This window comes from Sorangium sp. So ce124 (assembly GCF_051525235.1).
Lineage (GTDB): Bacteria > Myxococcota_A > Polyangia > Polyangiales > Polyangiaceae > Sorangium > Sorangium atrum.
The window spans coordinates 1,343,652-1,355,836 of sequence record NZ_CP150312.1; the positions used below are offsets into that span (position 1 = coordinate 1,343,652).

Sequence of the window (12,185 nt, forward strand, 5' to 3'; positions counted from 1 at the left end):
TGCCCCTTCACCCTGGGGCGCGGTCACACCCACCGAAAGGCCGCGCTCGCCGGGCGAGCCGAAGCATAGCGCGGGCGCGTCTGCGCCAGGAGTCAGGGAGTGAACAGGGTGGCCGATCGCTTCTTCGGCGCGGTTGGCGGGTGCGCGGCCGTGTCCTGGGTCTGACGTGCGCCTGCAGCATCCAGGCGGACCAGCCGGAGCACGGTGCCCCCGACGATGATCTGGCCGTTTTGCGGGAGCAAGGCGCTCGTGATGCGCTGATCGTCGATCTTGGTCCCGTGCGTGCTTCCCTGGTCGATCACGCGCACCTCCTCCGCTCCGACGACGATCGTCGCGTGCTTTCGCGACACCTTCGGATCATCGAGGCGGATGAAGCAGTCGGGCTCTCGCCCTACCCTGAACTCTCCAGGGTGGAGCACGAACCGCCGACCTTCGAGAGGCCCGTTGCACACGAAGAGCTCGTAGGTGATCGCGGCGTTCCCGCCCGACGCCGGGATCGTGGGCCGGAGCGGGGCCTTGGCGATGCGCAGCCGCCCCTCGTACTTCTGCGTCCACATCTGCGGGGTTTGCCGGCCTCCCTCGGCCTTGATGCTCGCTTGCACGTACTCGCAGAGCTCGTGGACATCGACGTATCCGTCTCGGTCCAGATCGGCTGTGCCGGTCGACAGGCCCTCGACGAGGTGGCGCGTGAAGATCGACTGCGAGGGCACCCCCACGGGCTGGTCGGCCTGCCATGCCAGCTGGACCGACGTCGTGGCGGAGATCACGACGCGACCCGAGCCGTCTCCCATGAACGTCCCGGCGATGTCGACGCTGTCCTGCTCGCTCTTGGCGGAGTTCTCGTACGCGCCGCTGTAGCAGCAGTCGAGGATCAGGACGATGCGCTTCGCGGGGCACTGATCGATCTGGCGGCTGATCCACGCCGCGTCGACAGAGGTCGCGCTGAAGAGCTCTTTCTCCGTGTCGCGCGCGGCGAGGTGGAGGTGACCCCAGTCGTCCTTCAGGCCATGACCGGAGTAGTAGAGGACGAGCAGATCCTCCGGATGGCGACGATGGAAGAGCGCGCCGATGGCCTTCCGGACCTCGAGCTGGCTGCCATCGACGCAGAGCTGGACGCGGAAATCGCCGATGTCCGGGCTCTCCAGCGTGTCGGCGAGCTTCGATGCGTCGAGGGCGGGCGCCTGAAGCGAGCGCAACTTGTCGTCCGAATACATTCCGTTCGCGATGATGAGCGCGATGCGGTCCCGTCCACCGAGCAGTAGATCTCTGTCCAGGGCTGTCATTTGATTGCGCTGATGCGGCGCGCGAGGTCGAGCACTTCCTTCTCCCCGAGCGGCTTGTCCGAGGTGAACTCGACCTCCAGACCGTTCTTCCCCCGGATGCGAATGCGGCGCTTCGGCGCGCGGACGACCCACTCATTGACGAGCTGAATCACCTGAGGAAGCACCGCGGGGAGCGCGGCGACCGCGATCGCGCCGACGGTGAAGGCGTCTCCCTTCGCGTTCTTCGGGAGGCGCCCTTCGACGACGCGGGCCGGGGTCGCGCCTGCGGTGCCGACGTCGCGCATCAAGCTCTCGAGCATCGCGTCCAGCTGGTCCGCCTCGACCTCGGCGTCGTGAAAATTGAATTGCATGTCCATCGGCCATGCACCTCCTCGCTGTTACGAGTCGCCGAGGAGCGTATCAGCGCTCGCCGGTAGGTGCCAGCCGCGCGGGGGAGTCGCGTGGTGCGCGCGGCGCTGTCTCGACCTGCGGAGCGCGCCTGAGGCCTGCTTCGCGATCGTCCAGCCCATCTCATGTCCATGCTGATTCCCACGTGAGAGGCCTTGGCGGATCCGTGCAGGTCGGCCAGCAGCGAAGGTGCTCCTTGCGCGTCGTCGTGACTGCAAAGACACACGAGGCGGAGGTGACGGGAACATACTGCCGTGCGAGCTATCCTGCCCCTCGTGCTCTCCCTCGCTCGCCCCTCGGATGCCGTGATCCACGCCTTCCTCGCTCGCCAGGCGGATCGGCCGCTCTCCTACGCGGAGGTCGGCTGCACCGGCGCCGGCGACGGCCGCCCGCGGCCGCCTGCCGGCTTCAACGTCGACCACCACCGCGTGGTGCTCGGCCGGGGCGCCGCGCTCTTCGACCGCGCTGTCGAGGCGATGCGGTGCTGGGCACAGTTCCGGCTCGGCTGGGTCGAGCTCTGCTATCCCGACGCTCCCCTCCAGACCGGCGTCACCGTGGCGATCCTCGTCCGCGTGCTCGGGATTCACTGGCTCAACGCGTGCCGGATCGTCTACACGGTCGATGAGACGAGCGGCCCTGTGCGCCGGTTCGGCTTCGCCTACGGGACGCTCGAGGAGCACGGCGAGCGCGGCGAGGAGCGCTTTCTCGTCGAGCACGACGAGCATTCCGGCGAGGTCGCCTACGACATCTTCGCCGTCTCCCGGCCGAACCACCTCCTCGCCCGGATCGGCTTTCCCTACGCGCGCCGGGTCCAGGCGCGGTTCGCCCGAGACTCCATGCGCGCCATGTGCAGCGCCGTGACCTCGCCGCCGTGAGGCGCGCCGGGAGCCCTGGGACCAGCTGATCGCGCAGGCCGCGGGGCCCCGCCGGTCATGCCCTCTCCTTCACGAACTCCACAAGATCCGACAGGCTCGCTCCCGTCGCGTCGGCGCTCACGCCGAGCTCCTCGGCCGGCAGGCCCAGGCGGTTGACCCAGAACGTGGGATAGCCGAACCACCGGGCCCCCGCGGCGTCCCAGCCGGCGAACGCGACGAACGCGATCTCCTCGCGCGTGAGGCCGAATGCGTCGAGCGCCATCCGGTACGCGCGAGGGTCCGGCTTGTACGTCCTCGCCCGGTCCGTGCTGAGCACGTGCTCGAACAGGCCACCCAGACCGGAGCTCTCGATGGCGGCCCCGAGCATCTTCGGGGCGAAGTTCGACAGGAACGAGAGCCGGAGCCCCGCGCCCCTCAGCGCCCCGAGCGCCGGCAGCACGTCAGACCACGCCCGGAGATCGAGGTACGCGCCGAGGAGCCGCGCCCGCTTCTCCTCCCCGAGATCGAGCGCCAGCGCGCGCTCGGCGAACACCAGCGCATCCGCCGTCACCTGCCAGAAGTCGGCATACTCGTGGGAGGCGACCCGGAGCCACGTGTACTCGAATTGCCGGGTGCGCCACGCCTCGCTCAGCAATGCCCCCTTGCCAGGGCAGAGCTCCTCCGCGAGCGCGGCGATCGGCCGCGGATCGAAGATCGGAAAGGCGTCGAAGGCGACCGCCTTGATCCTCGACCCCGCCGCGGGTCGCGGCGGCGCCGGCCCATGCTGCGCGGCACAGGAGGTGTTCGCGGCCGGGGCAGAGCCCAGGAAGCCCGCCGCGGCCGTGCCGGTCACGCGGTGGAGAAACTCACGACGATTCGTCAGCTCGTCTGCCTGCCCCGCTACCTCGGCGACGCGACCGCCGGCCTCCGCCTGCTCTCGCCGCCCTCGCCGCCGCCAGGGCGCAAGCTGTGGCTCGGGGTGCACCGCGATACGCGCGGGGTGCCGCGCGTGAAGGCGCTCGTCGCGTTCGTCGCCGACGCCCTCGGGCCGCTCCGGAGCGCCCTCGACCCCGGCGCGCGGCCGCGCGCGTCAGGCGGCGAGCGCCCCCGCTACCGGCCCTGATCGCGCTGACACGCCCTGAGCTCCTCGAACGGCGCGTCGCACGTCTGGGGCAGGAAATCGGTCCTGCACTCCCGATCTCGCCCGCTCAGGCAATCGAAGAGCGACGCGATCGACGGCGCGAGGAACTCGCAGGGGATCCGGTCCGCGGAGACGATGGTCTCGCCCATGCAATCGAAGAAAGGAGCGGTCTGCGCGTTGCAGGGGCGCTGCTCGGAGAGCAGGTCGGCGCAGCGCTCGTGACACCGGAGCTCCGGACACGTGACGCCGTCGAAGAGCGAGCAGAAGAAATCGCACGAGGCCTTCTGCTCTTCGATGGATGGCCCGCCGGAGCTCGCCGACGGCGACCCCACGGCCGCGCCAGCGCCCCCGGCGCCGTCGGAGCTCTCGGGGAGCCCGTCGACGACGACCGCTCCGCCGCAAGCGCCCGCCCCCGAGAGCGCGACGACCGAAGCTAGGAGAGCGAAGAGCGGCGTCGTTCTCATCAGGGCATCTTATAGCGCGGCAAGCACGGCAGGGGCGCGCGTCGGACGTCCCGCGCGCCCCCCGCCGCTCACTCCACCGCCTGCGATTGCTCGATCGCGTCCTCGCGGCGCTCGCGGCGGTTGCACGCGAGCACCTTCTTGCGGACGCGCACCGCGTCGGGCGTGACCTCGACGAGCTCGTCGCCGTCGATCCACTCCATCGCCGTCTCGATCGTGAGCAGCCGCGGGCTGGCCAGGAGGACGTTCTCGTCCTTGCCGTGGTTGCGCACGTTCGACAGCTTCTTCTCCTTGATGACGTTGACGTCGGTGTCGTTCGGCCGGTTGTGCTCGCCGATGATCATCCCCTCGTAGACCTCGACGCCGGGGACGATGAAGAACATGCCGCGCGGCTGCAGGTGGTGCAGCGCGTACGGGGTCGCCACGCCGACGCGATCGGCGACGATGGCGCCTGTCGGGCGGCGCATCATCGGGCCGCCCCAGGGCGCCCAGCCGTCGAACATCGTGTTGAGCAGGCCCGTCCCGCGCGTCGCTGTCAGGAACTCGCCGCGGAAGCCGATGAGCCCGCGCGACGGCACCCGGAACTCGAGGCGGGCGCGGCCGAAGCCGGGGTTCGTCATCTTCACCATCCGGCCGCGCCGGGAGCTGAGGCGCTCGGTCACGATGCCGACGTAGGTGTCCGGCACGTCCACGACCACGAGCTCGAGCGGCTCCATCACCTCGCCGTCGATCTCGCGCGTCACCACCTCGGGGTTCGAGAGCTGCATCTCGTACCCCTCGCGCCGCATCGTCTCCACGAGGATCGCGAGCTGGAGCTCGCCGCGGCCGAGCACCACGAACGTGTCGGGCACCTCCGTCGGCTCCACCCGGATCGCGAGGTTCTTCATCGCCTCGCGCTCGAGCCGCTCCTTCAGGTGACGGCTCGTCAGGTACTTCGACTGCTTGCACTTGCCGGCGAAGGTCGACGTGTTGACGCCGATCTTCATCTTGATCGTCGGCTCCTCGACGACGATCCGCGGCAGCGCCTCGGGGTGCGCCGGATCCGTGATCGTGTCGCCGATCGTGACCGCGTCGATCCCGGCGATCGCGATCACCTCGCCCGCGACGGCGCTCTCGACCGCGACGCGCTTCAGCCCCTCGTAGGCGTAGAGCATCTTCACGTAGCCGCGCGACTGCCCGCCCTCGCCGAGGAGCGCGACGTCGGCGCCGGACCGGGCGGTGCCGCGGACCACGCGGCCGACCGCGAGCCGGCCCACGTACTCGTCGTGCGTCGTGTTGCAGACGATGACCTGGAGCGGACCGTCGGGGTCGCCCGAGGGGCCGGGGACCCGCTCGAGGATGGTCTCGAAGAGCGGCTCGAGGTCCTTCGCCTCGTGCTCGAGCTCGCGCTTCGCCTGGCCGAACTTCGCGATCGCGTAGAGCGTCGAGAAGTCCATCTGCGCGTCGCTCGCCTCGAGGTCGCAGAAGAGGTCGAACACCTCGGAGAGCACCTCGTGGGCGCGCGCGTCGCTCCGGTCGATCTTGTTGATGACCACGATGACCGGGAAGCCGCGCTGGAGGCACTTCGAGAGCACGAAGCGCGTCTGCGGCAGCGGGCCCTCGGCGGCGTCGACGAGGAGGAGCGCCCCGTCGGCCATCATGAGCGTGCGCTCGACCTCGCCGCCGAAGTCGGAGTGGCCGGGCGTGTCGACGATGTTGATCTTGACCCCGCGGTACCGGATGCTCGTGTTCTTCGCGAGGATGGTGATGCCGCGCTCCCGCTCGAGGTCGTTCGAGTCCATGACCCGCTCGGCCACGACCTCGTTCTCTCGGAAGGCGCCCGACTGGCGGAGCATGTGATCGACGAGGGTCGTCTTCCCGTGGTCGACGTGGGCGACGATGGCGATATTGCGGAGATCGTTACGGGGCATATACGGCGGCGGCCGTGTAGCACGCGACCCACGGAGGAGCGAGCCCATCCTCGCTAGAGCCCGAACGTTCGGCCTGCACGGCAGCGGCGCGGCAGCCGCGCAGGGAGGCGCTCGGATGGAGAGCGCGAGGCGCGCGCGTGGCGCGGGCGAGCCCGCGCCGGGCGGGCGAGGGGAGCGGTAGCGATTGACAGCCGAAGGCGCGCGGCCATAGGGTGCGCGCCGCGCTGGTGCCCGGGCGTTCGCCTGGGCCGAAGAGGGAACCCGGTGAAATTCCGGGGCTGCCCCGCAGCGGTAAGCGAGAACGACCTCCACCCCAAGCACTGGCCCGACGAGGGCTGGGAAGCGGTGGACAGTAGGGAGCCGGCCAGGCCGGAGCGCTCGCGAGCCCGAAGACCTGCCAGCGCCCGGCGGCGGGAGACATCCGGCGCCGGTTCGACCTGGGAGCCTCGAGGGAGGCGGTGAGGTCCGAGCCGGTGCAGCTTTGCCTCTGCCACGTCCCGGATACCGAACCGCCCCCGCGTCGCCTTCCGGTCGCCCGCGGGGGCGAGAGGTCGGTCCAGCGCACCGTGCGATGGCCAGCCATTTCGTCCTCGCGGAGCTCGACGCGAGCGGCCCGAAGCCGCTCCGCGCGATTGCGGCGAAGGAGGACACGAATGCTGCGCGAGACGGTCACGACGAGCCACGGGCACCGCCATCCATTTCATCTGCTCGCCGCGTTATCCATGGTGCTGGCCGCCGCGCGGCCCGCGCGCGCCGAGGGCGACACCCCCGAGGCGCCCGCTGCTCCGCCGGAGGCCGCCGCTGCAGAGCCCTCCGGTGAGGGCACGCCCGCGGGCGACGCCGCGATCGAGGTCACGATCCAGGCGGAGAAGCCGGGCAGCGAGGCCGCGTCGCGCGTCTCCGTCGGACACCGGGAGCTCGAGCTCAGGCCGAGGCTCCGGCCGGGCGACATCCTCGAGTCGGTCCCCGGGCTCTTCGCCGTGCAGCACGCGGGCGGCGGCAAGGCGAACCAGTACTTCCTCCGCGGGTTCGACGCGGACCACGGGACCGACGTCGCCTTCTTCGTCGACGGCGTGCCCGTCAACATGGTCAGCCATGGCCACGGGCACGGCTTCACCGATCTCTACTTCATGATCCCGGAGCTCGTGACAGGGCTCGACGGCTACAAGGGGCCTTATTACGCCAGCATCGGCGACTTCGGGACGGCGGGCGCCGTCAACCTGCGCTTCGCCGAGAAGCTCGAGGAGAGCTACGCGCAGGTCAGCCTGGGGCAGTACGGTATCCAGCGCGGCCTCGTCATCGCCTCGCCGGATCTCGGCGACGCGTGGCGCGCTGTGGCCGCGGCGGAGATCTACCGGAACGACGGGCCGTTCCTGAGCCCGGAGCGGCTCAAGCGCTTCAACGTGTACCTGCGGGCCACGCACGATCTCGGTGACACGGGGAAGGTCCAGATGACATGGATGTCGTATGGATCGACCTGGCACGGCTCCGGCCAGATCCCCGCGCGCGCCGTTTGCGGCGAGGGCGAGCAGGGCGGGCTGAACCCGCCGCCGTCGGCGTTCGGACAGCCGTGCATCGACCATTTCGGCGCCGTGGATCCGACCGAGGGCGGGGCGACCGAGCGGCACATGGCGTCCCTCGCCTACTCGACGGCGTGGCGGGACGCCGATCTGAGCGCGCTGGCCTACCTCGTCCGCTACCGCTTCACGCTGTACTCGAACTTCACGTTCTTCAGCGAGGACGCCGTCCACGGCGACCAGATCGAGCAGAACGACGACCGCACCGTCGGGGGCGCCGATCTCCGGTTCCGCAGGCAATACGAGATCGGCGGGGCGAGGTTCACGACCTCGCTCGGCGCGCAGATCCGCGCGGACGCGATCGACAAGTCCCTCCACCACGACGAGGCGCGCGAGCGGCTCGAGGAGAAGAGCAGGACCCACGTCGACGAGAGCCAGATCGGCGTCTACATCGAGCAGGACGCCCGGCTCCGGCGCTGGCTCCGCGTCGTGCTCGGGGCGCGCGGGCAGTGGATCGACGTCAACGTGGACGACCCGGGCGAGGACCTCGAGGCGACGGGGAACAGATCGAGCGGCACCCGGGGGCAGATGCAGCTGCTCCCGAAGCTCACGGCGATCGTGTCGCCCGTCGAGGGGCTCGATCTCTTCGCCCACTTCGGGCGGGGCTTCCACTCGAACGACGCGCAGGGCGCGGTGCTGGGCGAGGGGGCGGCGACGCTGATCACGCCCGCGACGGGCTACGAGGTCGGCGTGCGGGTCGCGCCCTTGCGCGGGCTGTCGCTGAGCGGGGCCGGGTTCCTCCTCGACGTGGACTCGGAGCTTGTGTGGAGCGGCGACGCGGGCGCGACCGAGCCGTCGGGGCAGACGCGGCGCTACGGGATCGAGATCGGCGGGCGCTACCGGCTCGGGAGCTGGCTCTTCGCGGACGTGGACGCGACCTTCACCCGCGCGCGCTTCCGCGAGAACGCCGGCAACGCGAGCGCGGTCGCCCTCGCGCCGACCCGGACGCTGACCGCGGGCGTCGGCGTCCGCCCGACGTTCGGCGCGTTCACGCCGTTCGCGGCGCTGCGGGTCAAGGCGATCGGCGCGCGGCCCGCGACCGAGGACGAGTCGCTCACCGCCGAGGGGTTCACGGTCGTCGACGCCAACGCCGGGCTGCGGTGGAAGCACGTCGAGGTGGCCGTGGACATCCAGAACCTCTTCGACACGACGTGGCGCGAGGTCCAGTTCGCGAGCGAGTCGCGGCTGCCGTACGAGCCGGCCGCGGTCACGGGGATCCACTACTCGCCGGGGTGGCCGTTCACGGCGATCGGGCGGGCGACGCTTTACTGGGAGTAGAAGCAGCGCCGCCTGAAGCGATGTCGACTCCGACGGCCCGCGCCGTCCCCGCCGCGCGCTCCACTCCACTCATGCCGGGTGGTCCGCAGGAATGCGCGACAACCCTGCTCTCGACCCATCCACGGCGCCGTCATGGCCCCTCCACGCTGCGGCTGGCCGGGGAGCTGGGGCGCCGTGGCGCTCGCCAATAGCGGTGTCTCGAGGTCGGGTGGCTCGCGCTGGACACGCTCGATGGCTCCACAATCGATGAGTCCGCCTTGACACGCTCGAGCCGCTCCAGCGGGTCGCGGTGGCCCTGCGCGGCCGCCGGCGGACGCTCTCGACGCCGGCTCATATGGCCATTGCTGTGCTCGTCACTCGCCGCTGCCAGCCGCCGCGATGACGGCTCGCGGACGCGGAGAGCAGGGCAGGAAGGGAGAGCATGGCGTGGCGAACGTGTAACCATGCTGTAGGCTGTGCCGCATGGATCCGACAGGGCTCGGCGCCGATCTGCAGTTCCGCATGCTGGTCGAAGGCGTGAAGGACTACGCCATCTTCATGCTGGACACCGAGGGTCGCGTGATCACGTGGAACGCCGGCGCCGAGCAGATCAAAGGATACTCCGCGCAAGAGGTGATCGGAACGCACTTCTCGCGCTTCTATCCGGCCGAGGCGATCGAGCGGAAGTGGCCACAGACAGAGCTCGCCGAGGCGCGGCGCGTGGGCCGCTTCGAGGACGAAGGCTGGCGCGTGCGCAAGGACGGCTCGATGTTCTGGGCGAACGTCATCATCACGGCCCTCTACGGCCCCGACGGCGAGCTGCGCGGCTTCGCCAAGATCACGCGCGATCTGACCGAGCGCAAGCGCCAGGAAGAGTCGCTGCGGCACAGCGAGGAGCGCTTCCGCACGCTGGTCGAAGGCGTGAAGGATTACGCCATCTTCATGCTCGACCCCGAGGGCCGGGTGGCCACGTGGAACGCCGGCGCGGAGCGGATCAAGGGATACTCCGCGCAAGAGGTGATCGGCACGCACTTCTCGCGCTTCTATCCGGCCGAGGCGATCGAGCGCGGCCGGCCAGAGACGGTGCTCGCCGAAGCGCGGCGCGAAGGCAGCTTCGAGGACGAAGGCTGGCGCGTGCGCAAGGACGGCTCGTCGTTCTGGGCGAACGTCCTCGTCACGGCCATCCGCGGCCCGAGCGGCGAGCTGCGCGGCTTCACCAAGATCACGCGCGACCTGAGCGAGCGCAAGCGCCTGGAGCAGATGGAGTCCAACGCGCGCCAGATGGAGGAATTCGTGGCGATGCTGGCGCACGAGCTGCGCAATCCGCTGGCGCCGATCGCCAACGCGACAAGCGTCCTCAAGCTCGAAGGCAAGGACAACGCCCAGGTCGTCTGGGCGGCCGGCCTCATGGAACGGCAGCTCGGTCAGCTCGTGCGGCTCGTCGACGACCTGCTCGACGTGAGCCGCATCACGCGCGGCAAGATCGCCCTCGAGTCCAAGCGCATCGATCTCGCCGACGTGGTGACGCGCGCGGCGGAGGCGTCCCGGACCTGGATCGACGCGCGCGAGCAGGTCCTCGAGGTGCAGCTGCCCGCCGAGCCGCTCGCCATCGTCCAGGGCGACCTGGCGCGGCTCACGCAGGTGGTGAGCAACCTGCTGCACAACGCGGCGAAGTTCACGCCGCTCCGCGGCTCGATCCGGGTCACCGTGGAGGCGGACGGCGCGCACGCGACGCTCCGTGTCCGCGACAACGGCGCGGGGATATCGCCCGAGCTGCTGCCCCAGGTGTTCGACCTGTTCACGCAGGGGGATCGCGGCCTCGATCGCTCCGAGGGCGGGCTGGGCCTCGGATTGACGATCGTGCGCCGGCTTGTCGAGCTGCACGGCGGGACGGTCCAGGCGCTCAGCGAGGGGCCCGGCCGCGGCAGCGAGTTCATCGTGCGATTGCCGCGGCGGACGCGCCCTCTCGCGCCGCCGACGGTGGGCGCGCCCGCAACGCAAGCCGGGCGCAAGCTGCGCGTCCTCGTCGTCGACGACAACCGGGACTCGGCCGAGAGCATGGCGCTGCTGCTGAAGCGCATGGGCCACGACGTGCATGCGGTGTTCGACGGTCCTTCAGCGCTCGATCTCGCGGCGCAGCTCCAGCCGGACGTCGTGCTGCTCGATATCGGCATGCCGGGCATGACAGGGTATGACGTCGCGCGCGCGCTGCGTCGCATTCCGGGCCTCGCGGGCATATCGCTGTTGGCGATGACCGGTTACGGCCAGGAAGCGGACCGCCGCATGAGCCGTGAGGCCGGGTTCGACGTGCACCTGGTCAAGCCGATCCGCGCGGACGTGCTGAAACAGCACCTGGCGGACATCGCCGCTCGTTCCGGAGCCGGCTGAGCGCCTCATCCCATCGCGCGCCCCCGAGGTAGGGGCGATTCCGCCGTGGCGTCGGCAGGCACCATCCGAGCGGTTCGTCGCCCGCTGTAAGCTGCGCCCGGCCGCCCCGTTGCGGAGAGGTGCGCCACGGCCATCTCGCCGAGGCCTCTTCAACGAGGGCTCCCATGCCGTTCTCTGTCCACACGACCCACGCCGCGGCGCGCTGGCGCCTGTCCACGGCGTCCGCCCCGCTCTTCCTGGCGCTCTTTTCGCTCCTCCTCCTCGCGGGCTGCGGCCCCCGCCTCGTCCCGTTCACGCACGAGCTCCGGGTGCAGCACGACCTGAGCGACAGCGACGTGAAGAACCTCCAATTCTACGTCTCGCACCAGATCGCGCTGCGACGCGAGCTCACAGCGGAAAGCTCGCAGGTGACGAGCAGCCACAAGCTCCTGCTCATCTCCGGGAAGGTCATCGAGGAGGTCGTCGTCGAGGAGCGCACGCCCGGCGTCGTGGTCGCCGCCCGCGGCGGCGCCCTGTCGGTGAGCTTCGAGCCCGGCGCGTCGCTCACGTTCTCCGCAAGCCCCGAGCCCTTCGCCTCCTCGCCGCCCGCGCCGTCGTTCCCGGGCTTCGCGACCCCGCCCGACCCGTTCCCCGGCAACGCGGAGCCGCTCCTCGCCAGCCCGAGCGCGGCCGGTGACGGCGGCGAACCAGGCGGCAACTACTGGCTCGCGGCCGGGCCTGGCCGCGAGATCCGTTACCAGGGCAAGGTGTTCTCGGCGATCGAGGACAGCCTGCGGGCGCACCTCCTGATCGACGCCGACGCGCTCGACGAGGTCGTCGAGCGCCGCACCGTCCTCCCGGGCGTCCGCCTCCCCGGCCGCTGACGCGCCCCGCCGCGAGGCGGGGGCGCCGTTGCGAGGGCGCGCGCCCTGCGCTTCCATGCCGCCC

The 12,185-nt window shown here is 70.6% G+C and carries 10 protein-coding genes and 1 riboswitch; of the genes, 5 read left to right on the plus strand and 5 right to left on the minus strand.

Going from position 1 to position 12,185, the window contains the following annotated elements; genetic code table 11:
* Positions 1-92: 92 nt before the first annotated feature.
* Complete coding sequence (locus WMF19_RS04940; RefSeq protein WP_437898005.1) at positions 93-1,283, minus strand: caspase, EACC1-associated type; 1,191 nt, start codon at positions 1,281-1,283, stop codon at positions 93-95.
* Complete coding sequence (locus WMF19_RS04945) at positions 1,280-1,639, minus strand: hypothetical protein (RefSeq protein WP_272100248.1); 360 nt, start codon at positions 1,637-1,639, stop codon at positions 1,280-1,282. The genes WMF19_RS04940 and WMF19_RS04945 overlap by 4 nt, the downstream gene beginning before the upstream one ends.
* Positions 1,640-1,924: 285 nt before the next feature.
* Between WMF19_RS04945 and WMF19_RS04950 the strand changes: the two genes are divergently transcribed.
* Complete coding sequence (locus WMF19_RS04950) at positions 1,925-2,545, plus strand: DUF1990 family protein (RefSeq protein ID WP_437898006.1); 621 nt, start codon at positions 1,925-1,927, stop codon at positions 2,543-2,545.
* A 55-nt stretch (positions 2,546-2,600) separates the two neighbouring features.
* Here the strand turns inward: WMF19_RS04950 and WMF19_RS04955 are convergent, their stop codons facing one another.
* The gene (locus WMF19_RS04955) at positions 2,601-3,377 is read right to left on the minus strand and encodes a haloacid dehalogenase type II (protein WP_437898007.1); all 777 of its coding nucleotides are present in this window, start codon (positions 3,375-3,377) and stop codon (positions 2,601-2,603) included.
* Positions 3,378-3,380: 3 nt separating this feature from the next.
* Between WMF19_RS04955 and WMF19_RS04960 the strand changes: the two genes are divergently transcribed.
* Positions 3,381-3,647, plus strand: coding sequence for a hypothetical protein (locus WMF19_RS04960; RefSeq protein ID WP_437898008.1), 267 nt, complete (start codon positions 3,381-3,383; stop codon positions 3,645-3,647).
* Here WMF19_RS04960 and WMF19_RS04965 read toward each other — a convergent pair.
* Entirely contained in the window at positions 3,635-4,129 is a 495-nt protein-coding gene (locus WMF19_RS04965) for a hypothetical protein (RefSeq protein ID WP_437898009.1), read from the minus strand. The two genes, WMF19_RS04960 and WMF19_RS04965, sit on opposite strands and share 13 nt — an antisense overlap.
* A gap of 68 nt (positions 4,130-4,197) precedes the next feature.
* Entirely contained in the window at positions 4,198-6,084 is a 1,887-nt protein-coding gene (gene typA, locus WMF19_RS04970) for a translational GTPase TypA (protein ID WP_437898010.1), read from the minus strand.
* 160 nt (positions 6,085-6,244) lie between these two features.
* A riboswitch (cobalamin riboswitch) is annotated at positions 6,245-6,452 on the plus strand.
* Positions 6,453-6,689: 237 nt separating this feature from the next.
* Between typA and WMF19_RS04975 the strand changes: the two genes are divergently transcribed.
* The 3 genes from WMF19_RS04975 to WMF19_RS04985 all read left to right on the plus strand — a co-directional run bounded on the left by WMF19_RS04975 (position 6,690) and on the right by WMF19_RS04985 (position 12,121).
* Complete coding sequence (locus WMF19_RS04975) at positions 6,690-8,891, plus strand: TonB-dependent receptor (RefSeq protein ID WP_437898011.1); 2,202 nt, start codon at positions 6,690-6,692, stop codon at positions 8,889-8,891.
* A gap of 462 nt (positions 8,892-9,353) precedes the next feature.
* Positions 9,354-11,258: a hybrid sensor histidine kinase/response regulator gene (locus WMF19_RS04980; protein WP_437898012.1), complete on the plus strand. Its 1,905-nt coding sequence runs from the start codon at positions 9,354-9,356 to the stop codon at positions 11,256-11,258.
* Between the two features lie 164 nt (positions 11,259-11,422).
* Positions 11,423-12,121, plus strand: coding sequence for a DNA-directed RNA polymerase (locus WMF19_RS04985; RefSeq protein ID WP_437898013.1), 699 nt, complete (start codon positions 11,423-11,425; stop codon positions 12,119-12,121).
* Positions 12,122-12,185: the final 64 nt, after the last annotated feature.